The 16,135-nt window shown below is 62.9% G+C and carries 15 protein-coding genes; 5 read left to right on the top strand and 10 right to left on the bottom strand.

Translation table 11 applies throughout. The features are described 5' to 3' along the window. Positions 1–103 precede the first annotated feature (103 nt). Positions 104–2,386 carry a TonB-dependent receptor gene (locus GGI48_RS10450; protein WP_179598163.1) on the bottom strand — a complete coding sequence of 761 codons (2,283 nt, stop codon included), beginning with the start codon at positions 2,384–2,386 and terminating at the stop codon, positions 104–106. 207 nt (positions 2,387–2,593) lie between these two features. Here GGI48_RS10450 and GGI48_RS10445 point away from each other — a divergent pair, with 207 nt between their 5' ends. The 3 genes from GGI48_RS10445 to GGI48_RS10435 are packed head-to-tail and all read left to right on the top strand — an operon-like array spanning position 2,594 to position 4,293. Beyond that, on the top strand, positions 2,594–3,274 hold the full coding sequence (locus GGI48_RS10445) for a Fe2+-dependent dioxygenase (RefSeq protein ID WP_016967196.1): 681 nt from the start codon (positions 2,594–2,596) through the stop codon (positions 3,272–3,274). A gap of 3 nt (positions 3,275–3,277) precedes the next feature. Further along, entirely contained in the window at positions 3,278–4,063 is a 786-nt protein-coding gene (locus GGI48_RS10440; protein WP_179598162.1) for a tetratricopeptide repeat protein, read from the top strand. Positions 4,064–4,104: 41 nt separating this feature from the next. Then, the gene (locus GGI48_RS10435) at positions 4,105–4,293 is read left to right on the top strand and encodes a hypothetical protein (protein ID WP_103740906.1); all 189 of its coding nucleotides are present in this window, start codon (positions 4,105–4,107) and stop codon (positions 4,291–4,293) included. A 51-nt stretch (positions 4,294–4,344) separates the two neighbouring features. Here the strand turns inward: GGI48_RS10435 and GGI48_RS10430 are convergent, their stop codons facing one another. From GGI48_RS10430 to GGI48_RS10410, 5 genes are all read right to left on the bottom strand, one after another. Further along, positions 4,345–5,508 (bottom strand): type III PLP-dependent enzyme, encoded by a 1,164-nt coding sequence (locus GGI48_RS10430; protein ID WP_103740907.1) that lies wholly within the window; start codon positions 5,506–5,508, stop codon positions 4,345–4,347. Positions 5,509–6,159: 651 nt separating this feature from the next. Next, positions 6,160–7,317, bottom strand: coding sequence for a betaine/proline/choline family ABC transporter ATP-binding protein (locus tag GGI48_RS10425; RefSeq protein ID WP_047301733.1), 1,158 nt, complete (start codon positions 7,315–7,317; stop codon positions 6,160–6,162). Beyond that, entirely contained in the window at positions 7,314–7,967 is a 654-nt protein-coding gene (locus GGI48_RS10420) for an ABC transporter permease (RefSeq protein WP_016967202.1), read from the bottom strand. Before GGI48_RS10420 ends, GGI48_RS10425 begins: the two co-directional genes overlap by 4 nt. 15 nt (positions 7,968–7,982) lie before the next feature. Further along, positions 7,983–8,879 (bottom strand): glycine betaine ABC transporter substrate-binding protein, encoded by an 897-nt coding sequence (locus GGI48_RS10415; protein WP_179598160.1) that lies wholly within the window; start codon positions 8,877–8,879, stop codon positions 7,983–7,985. A gap of 24 nt (positions 8,880–8,903) precedes the next feature. Next, positions 8,904–9,620 carry an ABC transporter permease gene (locus GGI48_RS10410; protein WP_016967204.1) on the bottom strand — a complete coding sequence of 239 codons (717 nt, stop codon included), beginning with the start codon at positions 9,618–9,620 and terminating at the stop codon, positions 8,904–8,906. A 349-nt stretch (positions 9,621–9,969) separates the two neighbouring features. On the opposite strand from GGI48_RS10410, the gene GGI48_RS10405 reads away from it, so the two are divergent. Then, positions 9,970–11,553: a peptide chain release factor 3 gene (locus GGI48_RS10405; protein ID WP_047301737.1), complete on the top strand. Its 1,584-nt coding sequence runs from the start codon at positions 9,970–9,972 to the stop codon at positions 11,551–11,553. Between the two features lie 341 nt (positions 11,554–11,894). After that, a complete protein-coding gene (locus GGI48_RS10400) occupies positions 11,895–12,137 on the top strand; it encodes a hypothetical protein (protein ID WP_042942222.1) in 243 nt (80 codons plus the stop codon). A gap of 104 nt (positions 12,138–12,241) precedes the next feature. Here GGI48_RS10400 and GGI48_RS10395 read toward each other — a convergent pair whose 3' ends face one another. The 4 genes from GGI48_RS10395 to GGI48_RS10380 are packed head-to-tail and all read right to left on the bottom strand — an operon-like array spanning position 12,242 to position 16,125. Continuing rightward, the gene (locus tag GGI48_RS10395) at positions 12,242–13,213 is read right to left on the bottom strand and encodes a peptide ABC transporter ATP-binding protein (RefSeq protein WP_047301741.1); all 972 of its coding nucleotides are present in this window, start codon (positions 13,211–13,213) and stop codon (positions 12,242–12,244) included. Continuing rightward, positions 13,213–14,181 (bottom strand): ABC transporter ATP-binding protein, encoded by a 969-nt coding sequence (locus GGI48_RS10390; protein ID WP_179598159.1) that lies wholly within the window; start codon positions 14,179–14,181, stop codon positions 13,213–13,215. Before GGI48_RS10390 ends, GGI48_RS10395 begins: the two co-directional genes overlap by 1 nt. A gap of 10 nt (positions 14,182–14,191) precedes the next feature. Beyond that, on the bottom strand, positions 14,192–15,103 hold the full coding sequence (locus tag GGI48_RS10385; protein WP_016968408.1) for an ABC transporter permease subunit: 912 nt from the start codon (positions 15,101–15,103) through the stop codon (positions 14,192–14,194). An 11-nt stretch (positions 15,104–15,114) separates the two neighbouring features. Continuing rightward, complete coding sequence (locus tag GGI48_RS10380; RefSeq protein ID WP_047301743.1) at positions 15,115–16,125, bottom strand: ABC transporter permease subunit; 1,011 nt, start codon at positions 16,123–16,125, stop codon at positions 15,115–15,117. Positions 16,126–16,135: the final 10 nt, after the last annotated feature.

Here is a 16,135-nt window from a genome sequence, read left to right as displayed (position 1 = left end):
GTGTTGTCGAGAAGCATTCGTTTTTACACGCAAAAGCCCCAGGCATTGCGATGCGTGGGGCTTGGCGGCCTGTGGCGGGGGCCACAGGCGGTTGGGTGCTGGGTCAGAAGTGGAAGTTGGCGCTCATCAGGGCGGTACGGCCGGCGGCCTGGTTGGCGAAGTGCGCCGAGTAGGCTTTGTCGTAGTAGGTCTTGTCGGTGAGGTTCTGCACGTTCAGCTGCAGGTCGACGTTCTTGGTCAGCTTGTAGCTGGCCATGGCGTCGTAGCGGGTATAGGACGGCACGTACACGGTGTTGCCGGTGTCGCCGTAGACTTGGTCGACATAGAACGCGCCGCCACCCACGGTGAGTTTCGGGGTGATGTCGTAGGTGCTCCACAGGCTGAAGCTGTTCTTCGGCGTATTGGGCATTTGATTGCCTTTGGCCGAGGCGGCACCTGCGGTGATCACGCCGTTACGACCGGTCAGGCCGGCCTCCACCAGTTCGCTCTTGAGGTAGCTGTAGCCGGCGAAGACTTGCCACTTGTCGGTGATCTTGCCGCTGGCGCCCAATTCCAGGCCATCTACACGGGACTCACCGGCGTTCTGGTAGGTCAGCGCGTCGACCAGGACTCGGGTGTTTTTCTTCTCGGTGCGAAAGACCGCCGCGGTGAGGGACAGGCGGTCGTTGAACACGTTCCACTTGGTGCCCAGCTCGTAGTTGACCGTTTCTTCAGGTTGCAGGTCACTGGTGCTGGCGCCTGCCGCCAGGGGGTTGCCCTCGGCGCCTTCGCCCACCAGGGCGCCGGGCGGGGTGGCCGAGGTCGCGTAGGAGGCATAGACGCTACCGTTCTCCATCGGTTTCCAGACCAGGCCGGCCTGCCAGTTCCAGAACTGGCTGTCGTTCTTGAGCTTGGTGCGGCCCGCGGCGGCGTTGGTGTTGGCCACGGTGTCGAAGGTGTCGTAGCGCAGCCCTACGTTCAACAGCCATTGCGGGTCCAGTTCGATGGTGTCGAAGACGTAGGCGGCGCGGCTGGTGGCCTTGGTGTTGGTGCCGTAGTAGTTGCGAGTGATGCTGCCGGTCCAAGGGTCGTTGGGGTTCGGATTGCCCAGCGAGGTGCAGCTGGGCGTGCTGCCCGGATTGCATACTTGGGCAGTATTGCCGGCGATGTTGTAGCTGCTGACCCGGGTTTCTTCCCCTGTGAACTCAAGCCCGGTGGAGTAATTGTGCTTGAAGCCCAACGCGTGGAACTCGCCAAACAGATCGGTCTGGTTGGTGGTGGTTTCGGTGGTGGACACTCGCGAATTGGCCCGGCGCCATACGGTGCCGAACTGGTTGACGTTGTGTTGGCTGTCGTCCGGTTGGGTGAGGATGTAGTCCTGGCCGGTGCTGCCATGACGCAAGGTGTTTTTCAGCGTCATGTTGTCATTCAGGTCGTGCTCGATGGAGAAGGTGCTGATGTCCGCACGGGTCTTGCGGAAGTCACGGTCCTTCAGGCCGTAGAAGTTGCTGCTGTCACCGCCATCGGTGGGTTTGTCATGGATGTGCGCGGCCCTGGGGGCTTTTGAGCTGTAGCCGTAGGGAATGCCCGAATCCGGCAGGTCGTCGCTTTCCATGTGGTAGTAGCTGAGGTTGACCCGGGTCGGGGTGCCCAGGCCGAAGGTCAGCGATGGCGCCACGCCCCAGCGGTCGTAATTGACGGCGTCGCGGCCCGCCACATTCTGTTCGTGGCTCATCAGGTTCAGGCGGAACGCGGCACCCTCGAGGAACTGCCGGTTGACGTCCAGGGTGTAGCGCCGGGTCTGGTCGGAGCCGTAGGTGAAGCCGCCGTTGAGGAAGTCTTGCTGCTTGGGCATCTTGCTGGTCAGGTTCAGGCTGCCGCCCGCCGAGCCACGTCCGCCAAAGGCGGAGTTCGGACCTTTGCTCACTTCGATGGTTTCGATGTCGAAGATTTCGCGGCTCTGGCCACCGGTATCACGCACACCGTCGAGGTAGGTGTCGCCCTGGGCGTCGAAACCACGAATGAACGGACGGTCGCCTTGAGGGTTGCCCCCTTCACCGGCGCCGAAGGTGATGCCCGGCACGGTGCGCAGTGCGTCTTGCAGGGAGGTGGCAGCGGTGTCCTTGAGAACTTGCTGCGGGACCACGGTCACCGAGCGCGGCGTGTCCACCAGCGGTGCGGTGTACTTCTGCGACGAAGCCTTTTCCACTTGGTAGGAGGTGCTGTCCTGGGCCTCACCACTAATGCTGGTGGCATCCAGGGCAATGGCCTTGCCCGCGGTCTTTTGCTGGGTGTCTTCGGCGGCCTGAACCATATGGCCCGCGGAGCCGGCGGTAATCGCCACGCCAATGGCGGAGGCCAGCAGGCGCGGTGAACTGACAGCGGATGGTGGTTGTTGGCGTGACATGGTGGTTCCCCTCCCCAAGGATTTGAGGTCGCGGAATATAGGGGAAAGAAACAATCGTTATCAATTGCGAAACGTTACTATTCGCACTGAATTTACAATCTTTACAATTTATCCTTACGGTTTTTGCCCGCTCATTCGTCACCGGGTTTTACACAGTCAATAAGAATCAATATCATTGACGGCCTTTCGCTGCTCAGGTACCTGGCCATGTTGCTGCACATCCCCGGCGTGTTCACCCGTGATGAAGTGGGGCGTATCCGCGAAGCCCTGGAGCAGGCGGACTGGGCGGATGGCAAGATCACCGCCGGTTACCAGTCGGCCAAGGCCAAGCACAACCTGCAATTGCCCGAAGGGCACCCGCTGGCCCAGGAGATCGGCGCGGCAATGCTTGAGCGCCTGTGGCAGAACCCGCTGTTCATGTCCGCCGCCTTGCCGCACAAGGTGTTCCCGCCGCTGATCAACTGCTACACCGCCGGCGGCAGTTTCGACTTCCATATCGACAACGCCGTGCGCCAGCCCAAGGGCAGCCCGGAGCGGGTGCGCACGGACCTGTCCTCGACCCTGTTCTTCAGCGACCCCGAGGACTATGACGGCGGCGAACTGGAGATCCAGGACACCTACGGCCTGCAGCGGGTCAAGCTGCCGGCGGGGGACCTGGTGCTGTACCCCGGCACCAGCCTGCACAAGGTCAACCCGGTGACCCGCGGCGCCCGCTACGCCTCGTTCTTCTGGACCCAGAGCCTGGTACGCGAAGACAGCCAGCGCGCCTTGCTGTTCGAGATGGACGGGGCGATCCAGGAACTGACCCGGGACGTGCCCGACCATCCTTCGCTGATCCGCCTGACCGGCACCTATCACAACCTGCTGCGGCGCTGGGTCGAGGTGTAAGCGGTGACTGTTCAACTTCGCCGCGAGGAAGTCCTCGACGGCGCGCAACTGAGCGCCATGCTCCAACAGAGCCCGGCCCGCGCCGCCCAGGCAATCTTGGTGGCGGCCCGCGAAGGGCTTTTGGAGGCCCAGGCGCTGCTGGGACAGATCCTCCTCGACGGTCACGGCATCCAGCAGGATCAAGCCCTGGCCGTGCGCTGGTTCGACATCGCCGCGCGACGTGGGCACCTGATGGCGCGCAACATGCTCGGCCGCTGCCATGAGCACGGGTGGGGTTGCCCGGCGGATGCCGCCCGCGCTGCCGGACACTACCGATTGGCCGCCGAAGCGGGGCTGGACTGGGGGCTGTACAACTACGCCAACCTGCTGGCCACCGGCCGTGGCGTGGCCCAGAACCACGCCTTGGCCCTGGCTTGCTACCGCCGCGCGGCGGAGCTGGGGCATGCCAAATCGATGAACCTGCTGGGGCGTTACCTGGAGGAAGGGCTGGTCTGCCCGGCCGACCCGCAAGCGGCCCACGAATGGTATCGGCGCTCGGCCGAAGGTGGGGATTTCCGTGGGCAGTTCAGCTATGCGGCGGTGCTGGCCGATGCCGGTCGTATCGACGAAGCCGTGGATTGGCTGCAACAGGCCCTGGCTGGCGGCAACCTGAATTTCCTGCGAGTGGCTTGCGCTGCGTTGCTCAATGCCACGCACCCAAAGATTCGCGAACTGGCCCTGGCCTATCAGCGGCGGGCAGTGCAATTGGGTGATGAGCGGGATGTAGCGCGGCCTGCCGAGTTGGCCTGAGTGGCGATGATTGAGCACCGGCTTACGCGAGGAAAAGCCTCATGAGTGATTCCCTGGCCTCTTTTGGCCCGCCGTCTTTCGATGTCGCCACTCGCAGGACACAGGAAGCAATGGCTGATGTCGATTGCGCAAGAGTGATCGACCATCAGCAGGTAGTGGCGTGGGCTGCGAGCTTGAGTCAGCCTTGTCCTTTGCCAAAACCGCTTCCACAAAAAGCCAAAAGCCCATGACAGGTCATGGGCTTTTTCTTGCCGCTTGTCGCTAGCAGCTAGGCACTGCCTTTAAACGTAAAAGGCTTTCAGCGGCGGGAAGCCGTTGAATTCCACCGCGCTGTAGCTGGTGGTGTAGGCGCCGGTGGACAGCCAGTACAGGCGGTCGCCGATGGCCAGGTTCAGTGGCAGGCCGTACTTGTAGTTCTCGTACATGATGTCGGCGCTGTCGCAGGTTGGGCCGGCGATCACCACTTCTTCCACTTCACCTTTCTTCTCGGTCCAGATCGGGAACTTGATGGACTCGTCCATGGTTTCGATCAGGCCGGAGAATTTGCCCACGTCGGTGTAGACCCAGCGCTCGACGGCGGTGCGGGATTTGCGTGCCACCAGCACCACTTCGCTGACCAGGATGCCGGCGTTGGCGATCAGCGAACGGCCCGGTTCGAGGATGATTTCCGGCAGGTCGTCACCGAAGTCTTCCTTGAGGAAGCGGATGATTTCCTCGGCGTAGGTTTCCAGGCTGTTGGTGCGGGTGATGTAGTTGGCCGGGAAGCCGCCACCCATGTTGATCAGCTTGAGTTCGATGCCGTCTTCTTCTTTCAGGCGTTCGAAGATCACCTTGACCTTGGCGATTGCTGCGTCCCAGACGCTGATGTCGCGTTGTTGCGAACCCACGTGGAACGACACGCCGTAAGGCACCAGGCCCAGGTCGCGGGCGAGGATCAGCAGGTCCATGGCCATGTCGGTCTGGCAGCCGAATTTGCGCGACAGCGGCCAGTCGGCGGTGGTGGAGCCTTCGGTGAGGATGCGCACATAGACTTTCGAGCCCGGGGCGGCCTTGGCGATGTTGCGCAGGTCGGCTTCGGAGTCGGTGGCATACAGACGCACGCCCTTCTCATAGAAGTAGCGGATGTCCTTGGACTTCTTGATGGTGTTGCCGTAGCTGATGTTGGCCGGGTTGACGCCGCGGCTCAGCACTTTGTCCAGCTCGTAGATCGAGGCGATGTCGAAGCTGGAGCCTTTTTCGTGCAGCAGGTCGATGATCTCGACGGCCGGGTTGGCCTTGACCGCGTAGTAGACCTTGGCGAATTCGAAACCGGCGCGCAGGTCATCGTAGGCCTGGGCGATCATCTGGGTGTCGATGACCACGAATGGGGTTTCTTGCTTGTCGGCGAAGGCCTTCATTTTTTGAAAGGTTTCGCGCGCAAAATAGTCTTCGACGTTAATCGACATGCGTTGGGAGCTCCTACTGGCAAACGTTAGAAATCAATGGGTGCAAATGAACGTCCTCCGTATCCCCACTTTGGTTCGCCTACTTCCCAAGGCATGTCGCCGAAAGCAAAAAGGCCATGGGCAATCTGCCCTTGGCCTTGCTGTCTCGTCGTCAGTACTTGAGCCGGATGGATCGTTTCCAGCATGGACGTTCGGCGCGAACTTTAGGCGGTGAGGGGCCTGAGATCAACAAAAAATGTCGCGTTTTTGCACTTGTCTGACGTGCGTAAACGACACCTCTCTTTGTAGCCGACACAGATGACGGACATATGTTCCCGAAGAATTCGCCAGTGTTAAAAATACCTGCACGTTCGCTGCTTTTGCGTGCCAATTGGCCGGTAAGTATGAAAGCGTCAACATCGGCGACGTTAGCGGCGAGAGGATGGTGTGAGGGGGATTTTGGCTGTTTGGGAGAGTGTCGCCGGACAGCTTTGACCGTAGCGGCTGTTGATATTTTTTTCCGGCGCGTTGGCGGGCAAAAAACCTTGTGGCGAGGGAGCTTGCTCCCGCGGACTGCGCAGCATTTCCACTCTTGTTTGCCAAGAGGGGCCGCTTCGCGGCCCAGCGGGAGCAAGCTCCCTCGCCACAGGCTGGTTGTTGGCTATTTATTGATCAGGCAACCACCGCTTCAGCCGGTGAGACGATATTGGTCTTCATCCCCCGTGAACGCCCGGAGCTCAGGTAGGCGGCGATGGATTCCTGGGTCACTTCCCCCAGGAACACCCGTTCGGCATCCAGCACCGGCAGCCACGAGCGGTTGAACTCGTACATGCGTGACAGAAGAATCCGCAGGTGCTCGTCGTAGGCGGCGGTGGCGTTGAACTCGCGCAGGAACTGGGCACAGGTGCCGGTCTGACGGTGCAGGTCGCGGCGGCGTACATAGCCCAGGGCCTTGTTCTCGGCGCAGGTCACCACCACGTAGCGGCGGTCGTGCTCGTCCATCAGCTCCAGGGCTTCGGCCACCGGGGTTTCCGGGCTCACCGACGGGGCGTTGTCCGCCGCGTCCTCGGCTTTCACCAGCAACAGGCGCTTGAGGGTGCTGTCCTGGCCGACGAAGTTGCTGACGAAGTCGTCCGCCGGGTGCGCCAGCAGGGTGTCGGGGTGGTCGATCTGCAGCAGCTTGCCGGCGCGGAAGATGGCGATCTTGTCCCCCAGCTTGATGGCTTCGTCGATGTCGTGGCTGACCATGATCACGGTCTTGTTCAGCGCCCGTTGCATCTCGAAGAACTCGTTCTGGATCATCTCGCGGTTGATCGGGTCCACCGCGCCGAAGGGTTCGTCCATCAGCAGCAGCGGGGCGTCCGCCGCCAGGGCGCGGATTACCCCGATGCGCTGTTGCTGGCCGCCGGACAGCTCCCGTGGGTAGCGATGCAGGTACTGCTTGGGTTCGAGCTTGATCATGCTCATCAGCTCGCGGGCGCGGTCGTGGCATTTCTGCTTGTCCCAGCCCAGCAGGCGCGGCACCACCACGATGTTTTCCTCGATGGTCATGTTGGGGAACAGGCCGATCTGCTGGATCACGTAGCCGATGTTGCGGCGCAGGGTCACTTCGTCGAGGTCGGTGGTGTCTTCGCCGTTGATCAGCACCTTGCCCGAGGTGGGCATGATCAGGCGGTTGATCATCTTCAGGGTGGTGCTCTTGCCGCAGCCGGACGGCCCGAGGAACACGCAGATCTCGCCTTCATTGACGGTCAGGCTTACGGAGTCAACGGCGGTGATGGTCTTGCCGTTGCTTTGGAAGGTCTTGGTCAGGTTTTGAAGTTCGATCATTTGAGCAGTCCTTTTGGAGTCAGCGAGCGTTGCAGCCATTGCAGAAGCAGGTCGGCGAAGATGGCCAGGAGACTGACCAGCACCGCGCCGACGATCAGCATCGACATGTCGCTGCGGCTGATGGAAGCAAGAATGAGTACGCCCAGGCCGCCGGCGCCGATGGTGGCGGCGATGGTCATGACGCCGATGTTCATCACCACCGCGGTGCGCACCCCGGCGAGGATCACCGGCACCGCGATCGGCAACTCGACCATGCGCAGGCGCTGGCCGAAGGTCATGCCGATGCCGCGGGCGGCTTCGCGGATGCCCGGCTCGACGCCGGTCAGCGCCAGGTAGGTGTTGCGCATGATCGGCAGCAGCGAATAGAGGAACACCGCGGTGATGGCCGGCAGCGGCCCCAGGCCCTGGCCGAACTTGGAGTAGAACGGCAGCAGCAGGCCGAACAGGGCGATGGACGGGATGGTCAGCAGCACCGTGGCGCTGGCCTGCAACGGGCCGGCCAGGGTCGGGAAGCGGGTCATCAGGATGCCCAGGGGCACGCCAAAGACAATCGCCAGGGTCACGGCGATGCCCACCAGGGTGATGTGCTGCCAGGTCAGGTGCAGGACCTGGGCCCAATCGAGATGGGAAAAGGCGTTCAGAAATTCCATGTCTTCTCCTCTCTATCAGTGGTTGAGCGGATGCTGGCGCAGAAAATCTGCGGCCACGGCGGAAGGGCTTTCATGGTCGACGTCGACCCGCGCGTTCAGCTGGCGCATGGTTTCGTCGTCGAACAGCGCCGCCAGCGGCTTGAGCTCTGCAGCCAGTTGCGGGTGGGCGTCGAGGTACGCCTGACGCACTACGGGGGCCGCGGTGTAGTCCGGGAAGTAGTGCTTGTCGTCTTCCAGCAGCTTGAGCTTGAAGGCGTTGAGCCGACCGTCGGTGGTGTACACCAGGCCGGCAAACACCTGGCCGTTGCGCAGTGCGGTGTAGACCAGGCCGGCGTCCATCTGCCGGGTGTTCTTGCGGGTCAGGTTCATGTCGTACAGCTTGACCATGCCGGCCAGGCCGTCGGAACGGTTGGCGAACTCGGTGTCCAGGGCCACCAGGCGGTTCTCCTTGGCGTCTTCAGCCAGGGCTCGGGTCAGGTCGCTGATGCTGTTGATCTCGGGATGTTCCTTGGCCACGTTCTCCGGCAGGGCCAGGGCGTAGGTATTGCTGAACTTGGACGGCGCCAGCCAGACCAGGCCTTTTTTCGCGTCGAGTTCTTTGACCCGGGCGTAGGACTGCTGGCTGTCGAGTTTCTCGTCGATGTGGTTGTAGGCCACCAACGACACCCCGGTGTACTCCCAGATCAGGTCCAGCTGGCCGCTTTCCTGGGCGCTGCGCGCCAGGTTGCTGCCCAGGCCGCCGGTAACGCGGGTGTCGTAGCCCTTGCTGCGCAGGTACTGGGAGGTGATTTCCGCCAGCAGGGTCTGTTCGGTGAAGACCCGGGCGCCAATGCGGATCAGCGGTTTTTCCGCGGCTTGCACCAGTCCGGCAAGCAGCAGGGCGCAGCCGAGTATCAGGCTTAATTTCTTCATGTTCATTCCTTGTCTCTGTCGGACTTAGGACGGGCGCAGACCGCGTTCCAGCCAGAGGCGGCTGGCCAGGGTCACCAGGCCGTCGAGGAGCAAGGCCAGCAGCGCGGTGCAGGCGGCGCCGAGCAGCAGTTGCGGCTGATTGTTCAGGGCGATGCCGGGGAAGATCAGGCTGCCCAGGCTGTTGGCGCCGATCAGGAAGGCCAGGGGCGCGGTGCCGACGTTGATCGCCAGGGCCACCCGCACGCCACCGATGATGATCGGCACGGCGTTGGGCAATTCGACTTTCCACAGCACCTGGCGCGGGGTCATGCCGATGCCGATCGCGGCTTCCTTGAGCGAGCCCTGGACGTTTTTCAGGCCTTCGTAGGTGTTGCGCACGATGGGCAGCAGGGAGGCGAGGAACAGCGCGAAGATGGCCGGGCCACTGCCGATGCCGAGGATCCCCAGGGCGATGGCCAGGACGGCCAGAGGGGGAACGGTGTTACCGATGTTGAACACTTGCATGAAGCGTTCGGCGCGTCCGGCCATGTTCGGGCGGCTGAGGAAGATGCCGGCGGGGATGCCCACCAGCAGTGCGGCGAGCATGGACGCCAGGACCAGGAACAGATGAGCTTGCAGGTAGAACAGTAGATCGTCGCGGTAGTGTTCGATCGTCGTGATGCCGATCCAGTGGACCAGCAGGGCCAGGAGGGCGATCACCGCAACCCCTCCTATCAGCCCTTTGCCATAGCGAATAGCCACAGGCGGACTCCTTTTTTCAGTCGGCGGGCACTTTCCCGTGTGGCAAGGCCATTCCTGGCTGCCGCGAAAGTACGCGCGAAAAGCAGCTCGTCGAGCGCCGGCAAAGCGGCGGGTGAACGAGCCATGAGCGCAGCTTCGTCAAGCTAACGTGCTGATATTTCAGCCCCTGACGACAGCGCGTGACAGGGGAGTGGACGTCTCCACGTTTTAAAAGGTTCCATACTTGGCTGCATTTAGCCACCGTTTATCTGCCGCGCGGTGGCCTGGGCGACGGGGGCAGCGGTGGCCCGCAAGGCTTTGTCTGGGCTATAATCTGCGCCCTTTTTTGATCACCGCCAGGCGATTTCCCATGACCAACCAGGCCGCCGAAGTCGCGAAACGCCGCACTTTCGCCATTATTTCCCACCCGGATGCGGGTAAGACCACCATCACCGAAAAGCTCTTGCTGATGGGCAAGGCGATTGCGGTGGCGGGTACCGTCAAATCGCGTAAGTCCGACCGCCATGCCACTTCCGACTGGATGGAGATGGAGAAGCAGCGGGGTATTTCCATTACCACGTCGGTCATGCAGTTCCCCTACCGGGAACACATGATCAACCTGCTGGACACCCCGGGCCACGAAGACTTCTCGGAAGACACCTATCGCACCCTGACCGCCGTGGACTCGGCGCTGATGGTGCTCGACGGTGGTAAGGGCGTTGAGCCACGGACCATCGCCCTGATGGACGTCTGCCGCCTGCGCGACACGCCGATCGTCAGCTTCATCAACAAACTCGACCGCGACATTCGCGACCCGATCGAGCTGCTGGACGAAATCGAAGCGGTACTGAAGATCAAGGCTGCGCCGATCACTTGGCCGATCGGTTGCTACCGTGACTTCAAGGGCGTGTACCACCTGGCGGGCGACTACATCATTGTCTACACCCCGGGCCACGGCCACGAACGCACCGAAACCAAGATCATCGAGAAGCTCGATTCCGACGAAGCCCGCGCCCACCTGGGTGACGAGTACGAGCGTTTCATCGAGCAGCTGGAGCTGGTGCAGGGGGCCTGCCACGAGTTCAACCAGCAGGAGTTCCTCGACGGCCAGCTGACCCCGGTGTTCTTCGGTACCGCCCTGGGCAACTTCGGCGTCGACCACGTGCTCGACGCCGTGGTGGACTGGGCGCCGCTGCCGCTGCCCCGTGAAGCCAACGAACGTGTCGTGGCGCCGCAGGAAGAAAAATTCAGCGGCTTCGTGTTCAAGATCCAGGCCAACATGGACCCCAAGCACCGCGACCGTATCGCCTTCATGCGTATCTGCTCGGGCAAGTACGACAAGGGCATGAAGATGCGCCACGTGCGTACCGGCAAGGACGTGCGCATCGGCGACGCCCTGACCTTCTTCTCCTCCGAGCGTGAACAGCTGGAAGAAGCCTACGCTGGCGACATCATCGGCCTGCACAACCACGGCACCATCCAGATCGGCGACACCTTCACCGAAGGCGAAGCCCTGGGCTTCACCGGGATCCCGCACTTCGCCCCGGAACTGTTCCGCCGCGTGCGCCTGAAGGACCCGCTCAAGTCCAAGCAACTGCGTCAGGGCCTGCAGCAGCTGGCCGAAGAGGGCGCGACCCAGGTGTTCTTCCCCGAGCGCAGCAACGACATCATTCTCGGCGCCGTCGGTGTGCTGCAGTTCGATGTGGTGGCCAGCCGCCTGAAGGAGGAATACAAGGTGGAGTGCTCCTACGAGCCGATCACCGTGTGGTCCGCCCGCTGGATCGAGTGCAGCGACAAGAAGAAGCTCGAAGAGTTTTCCAACAAGGCGGTGGAAAACCTGGCGTTGGACGGCGGCGGTCACCTGACTTACCTGGCGCCGACCCGGGTCAACCTGGCGCTGATGGAAGAGCGCTGGCCGGACGTGAAATTCCGCGCTACCCGCGAACACCACTAAGTTCGTCTGTGACACCCCAAGCCCCGCTGTGCAGACAGCGGGGCTTTTTGTTGCGCGCAGGATTGGCCCGCTGCCGCCCCGTAGAGGCTGGCTGGGCAGCGAAGGCGGCGGACGCTGTGGTGCATGGCTTGCGGGCCTCTGCGCCGGCAAGCCGGTTGCTACGGGGAGTGGTGTTTTTCAGGGAGCGCCGTTAGTCGGAAGGGCTTGGATGGCCCGGGTATCGATAGGGGGCTATCTGGAAAAGCCGGGAGATCGCGACTAGGTTTCAGACAGTGCTGTGGCCACTGTACGGCAGGGCGCGCAGCCTTCGCAGATTCACCTATGAAGGGATGGAATCGACCATGAGAATTTTCCAACGCGTTGTGCTGTTGATCAAAGTGCTGGTGATGCTGTCGCTCGGAACCTCGGCGGCCTGGGCCCACAACCTGATGCAGGTGAAAGAGCCGGGCTATCAGTCGAGCCATGGCGCACCGGTGCAGATGCTTGCCAAGTCCGACTCGGAGCCGGGCGATCAAGGCCAGGGTGGCAGTTCAGGCGATGACGATCAGACCACCGACGAGGGCGAAGGCGACAGTCAGGGCTAAAAGAAACCCCCAGCGACGGACTGATGCGCAATCCGTCGCCAGGGGCGGGTCGAACAAGGTTCAGGCGCTTGCGGAGGTATTCGCAAGCGCCTTTTTCATGGCCGCTACAGCACGAATTGCTCGGCGTAGTGGCAGGCCACTTGCCGGTTGTCCAGCGGGCGCAGGGCCGGCTCTTCAGCGCTGCAACGCTCGGTGGCGTAGGGGCAGCGCTTGTGGAAGGCGCAGCCGGGTGGCGGGTTCAGCGGGTTGGGCAGTTCACCGACGATCTTGATCTTCGGCTTGTCCGGGTCTGGATGAATGGTCGGGGTCGCCGACAGCAGGGCCTGGGTGTAGGGGTGCAGAGGGCGGGTGTAGATGTCCTCCTTGGGACCCATTTCCACCGGCCGGCCGAGGTACATCACCAGTACCTGGTCGGCGACGTGACGCACCACCGCCAGGTTGTGGGAGATGAACACGTAGGCGGTGTTGAATTCCTGCTGCAGGTCCATGAACAGGTTCAGCACCTGGGCCTGGATCGACACGTCCAGGGCCGAGGTCGGTTCGTCCGCCACCAGCACCTTGGGCTGCAGCATCATCGCCCGGGCCAGGGCAATGCGCTGGCGCTGGCCGCCGGAGAACATGTGCGGGTAGCGCTGGTAATGCTCGGGGCGCAGGCCCACCTGTTTCATCATCGCCTGGACTTTCTCCCGGCGTTCGGCGGCCGACAGCTTGGTGTTGATCAACAGCGGCTCGGCCAGTTGATCACCAATCTTCTGCCGCGGATTGAGCGAGGCATACGGGCTCTGGAACACCATCTGCACATCTTTGCGCAGCTGCTTGCGCTGGGCCTTGTCGGCGCCGGCGACTTCCTGGCCGGCGATTTTCAGCGAGCCCGAGGACGGCTCTTCGATCAGGGTCAGGGCCCGGGCCAGGGTGGACTTGCCGCAGCCCGACTCGCCGACCACGGCCAGGGTCTTGCCGGCTTCCAGCTCAAAGGACACGCCGTTGAGGGCGCGCACGGTGGCGTGGCCCTTGAACAGGCCTCGGGACACTTCGTAGTGACGGGTCAGGTCGCGGGCGGTAAGAACGACGGCCATTACGCCACCTCCTGATTCAGCGGATAGAAGCAGCGCACCAGGCTGGCGGCTTGCGGATCAAGGCTTGGACGCTGCTGGCGGCAGTTGTCCTGGGCGTAGGGGCAACGCGGCGACAGCAGGCAACCCTGGGGCCGGTCGTAACGCCCGGGGACGATACCCGGCAGGGTCGACAGGCGGGTGGCGCCCAGGCTGTGCTCGGGAATCGCCGCCAGCAGCGCTTCGCTGTAGGGGTGCGCGGGGATGTCGAACAGCTGCGGCACCTGGCCGACTTCCACGGCTTGCCCGGCGTACATCACGCACACGCGCTGGGCGGTTTCGGCGACCACGGCCAGGTCGTGGGTGATCAGCACCAGGCCCATGTTCTGTTCCTGTTGCAGGTTGAGCAGCAGTTCCATGATCTGCGCCTGGATGGTCACGTCCAGGGCGGTGGTGGGTTCATCGGCAATCAGCAGCTTGGGTTCGCCGGCAATCGCCATGGCGATCGCCACTCGCTGGCTCATGCCGCCGGACAGCTGGTGCGGGTAGGCGTCCATGCGGCTGGCGGCGCCGGGGATCTCGACCTTCTCCAGCAGTTCGATGGCACGCTTGCGCGCGGCCTTGCTGGACATTTTCAGGTGCAGGCGCAGCACTTCCTCGATCTGGAAGCCCACGGTGTAGCTGGGGTTGAGCGCGGTCATCGGGTCCTGGAAGACCATGGCCAGGTCCTTGCCGACGATCTGCCGGCGCTGGCGGGCGCTGAGCTTGAGCATGTCGCGACCGTCAAAGCTCAAGGCATCGGCGGTGACGATGCCGGGGTGCTCGATCAGGCCCATCAGGGCCATCATGGTCACCGACTTGCCGGAGCCGGACTCGCCGACAATGGCCAGCACTTCGCCCTTGTCGACCTTGAGGTCGAGGCCATCGACCACCGGCACCGCCGTGGCGTCGCCGAAACGGACATTGAGATTCTTGATTTCGAGCAGTGACATGGGAATCTCCTCAGGCGGCGTTCTTGAGTTTCGGGTCCAGCGCATCGCGCAGGCCGTCGCCCATCAGGTTGATTGCCAGCACGCTGAGCAAAATGGTCAGGCCCGGCAGGCTCACCACCCACCAGGCGCGTTCGATGTAGTCGCGAGCCGAGGCCAGCATGGTGCCCCACTCCGGAGTCGGCGGTTGTACGCCCAGGCCGAGGAAGCCCAGGGCGGCGGCGTCGAGGATGGCCGAGGAGAAGCTCAAGGTGGCCTGGACGATCAGCGGCGCCATGCAGTTGGGCAGCACGGTGATGAACATCAGGCGCGGCAGGCCGGCACCGGCCAGGCGCGCGGCGGTCACGTAGTCGCGGTTGATCTCGCCCATCACCGCGGCGCGGGTCAGGCGCACATAGGAGGGCAGGGACACCACGGCGATGGCGATCACGGTGTTGATCAGGCCTGGGCCGAGGATGGCGACAATCGCCACGGCCAGCAGCAGCGAGGGCAGGGCCAGCATGATGTCCATCAGGCGCATGATGGTCGGGCCGAGCAAGCGCGGGAAGAAACCGGCGAACAGGCCCAGGAGGATTCCCGGGATCAGCGACATCACCACCGACGACAGGCCGATCAGCAGCGACAGGCGCGAACCCTGGATCAGTCGCGACAGTAGGTCGCGGCCCAGCTCATCGGTACCCAGCAGGAACTGCATCTGCCCGCCTTCGAGCCAGGCCGGCGGGGTCAGCAGGAAGTCGCGGTATTGCTCGCTGGGGTTGTGCGGCGCCACCCAGGGGGCGAACAGCGCGCAGAACACGATCAGCAGCATGAACAGCAGGCCGGCCACCGCGCCCTTGTTGCGCGAGAAGTGCTGCCAGAATTCTTTGTACACGGACGGATAGAGCAGGCTTTGATCGACTGCTACTGAGGAAGTTGGAGTGCTCATTAGTCTTGATCTCAGCGCTGATGACGGATGCGTGGGTTGGCAAAGCCGTAGAGGATGTCCACCACGAAGTTGACCATGATCACCAGACAGGCGATCAGCAGGATGCCGTTCTGCACCACGGGATAGTCGCGGGCGCCGATGGCTTCGATCAGCCACTTGCCGATGCCCGGCCAGGAAAAGATGGTTTCTGTCAGGACCGCCCCGGCCAGCAGGGTGCCGACTTGCAGGCCGACCACGGTCAGTACCGGAATCAAGGCGTTGCGCAGGCCGTGGACGAATACCACTCGCGCCGGCGACAGGCCCTTGGCCTTGGCGGTGCGGATGTAGTCCTCGCGCAGCACTTCGAGCATCGAGGAGCGGGTCATCCGCGCGATCACCGCCAGGGGAATGGTGCCCAGGACGATGGCCGGCAGGATCAGGTGCTGCAGGGCGTCGAAGAAGGCGTCGGTGTCTTTGGCCAGCAGGGTGTCGATGAGCATGAAGCCGGTTCTGGGCTCGATGTCGTAGAGCAGGTCGATACGCCCGGACACCGGGGTCCAGCCCAGGCTCACCGAGAAGAACATGATCAGGATCAGGCCCCACCAGAAGATCGGCATCGAATAGCCCGCCAGGGAGATGCCCATCACCCCGTGGTCGAACAGTGACCCTCGCTTGAGGGCGGCGATCACCCCGGCCAGCAGCCCGATGATGCCGGCGAACAGCAGGGCGGCCATGGACAGCTCCAGGGTCGCGGGGAACAGCGAGGTGAACTCGCTCCACACGCTGGTGCGGGTGCGCAGGGATTCACCCAGGTCACCGTGGGCCAGCTTGCCGATGTAGTCCAGGTACTGGGCGTACAGCGGCTTGTTCAATCCAAGGCGTTCCATTGCCTGGGCATGCATCTCGGGGTCGACCCGACGCTCGCCCATCATGACTTCCACGGGGTCGCCGGGAATCATGCGTATCAAGGCGAAGGTCAGCAAGGTGATGCCGAAGAATGTGGGGATCAACAACCCCACACGGCGGGCAATAAAACTAAACATCTTCTGAAGT

Origin of the sequence: Pseudomonas protegens, from assembly GCF_013407925.2 — a bacterium.
GTDB lineage: Bacteria > Pseudomonadota > Gammaproteobacteria > Pseudomonadales > Pseudomonadaceae > Aquipseudomonas > Aquipseudomonas fluorescens_AP.
The sequence above is the reverse complement of the archived record's forward strand: the minus strand, read 5'-3'. Positions and strand labels throughout refer to the sequence as shown.

Bases quoted from the DNA above. Each gene is read 5' to 3' on its own strand.
- GGI48_RS10450 (WP_179598163.1), bottom strand. From the start codon at position 2,386: ATGTCACGCCAACAACCACCATCCGCTGTCAGTTCACCGCGCCTGCTG.
- GGI48_RS10445 (WP_016967196.1), top strand. From the start codon at position 2,594: ATGTTGCTGCACATCCCCGGCGTGTTCACCCGTGATGAAGTGGGGCGT.
- GGI48_RS10435 (WP_103740906.1), top strand. From the start codon at position 4,105: ATGAGTGATTCCCTGGCCTCTTTTGGCCCGCCGTCTTTCGATGTCGCC.
- GGI48_RS10430 (WP_103740907.1), bottom strand. From the start codon at position 5,508: ATGTCGATTAACGTCGAAGACTATTTTGCGCGCGAAACCTTTCAAAAA.
- GGI48_RS10425 (WP_047301733.1), bottom strand. From the start codon at position 7,317: ATGATCGAACTTCAAAACCTGACCAAGACCTTCCAAAGCAACGGCAAG.
- GGI48_RS10420 (WP_016967202.1), bottom strand. From the start codon at position 7,967: ATGGAATTTCTGAACGCCTTTTCCCATCTCGATTGGGCCCAGGTCCTG.
- GGI48_RS10415 (WP_179598160.1), bottom strand. From the start codon at position 8,879: ATGAAGAAATTAAGCCTGATACTCGGCTGCGCCCTGCTGCTTGCCGGA.
- GGI48_RS10405 (WP_047301737.1), top strand. From the start codon at position 9,970: ATGACCAACCAGGCCGCCGAAGTCGCGAAACGCCGCACTTTCGCCATT.
- GGI48_RS10400 (WP_042942222.1), top strand. From the start codon at position 11,895: ATGAGAATTTTCCAACGCGTTGTGCTGTTGATCAAAGTGCTGGTGATG.
- GGI48_RS10395 (WP_047301741.1), bottom strand. From the start codon at position 13,213: ATGGCCGTCGTTCTTACCGCCCGCGACCTGACCCGTCACTACGAAGTG.
- GGI48_RS10390 (WP_179598159.1), bottom strand. From the start codon at position 14,181: ATGTCACTGCTCGAAATCAAGAATCTCAATGTCCGTTTCGGCGACGCC.
- GGI48_RS10385 (WP_016968408.1), bottom strand. From the start codon at position 15,103: ATGAGCACTCCAACTTCCTCAGTAGCAGTCGATCAAAGCCTGCTCTAT.
- GGI48_RS10380 (WP_047301743.1), bottom strand. From the start codon at position 16,125: ATGTTTAGTTTTATTGCCCGCCGTGTGGGGTTGTTGATCCCCACATTC.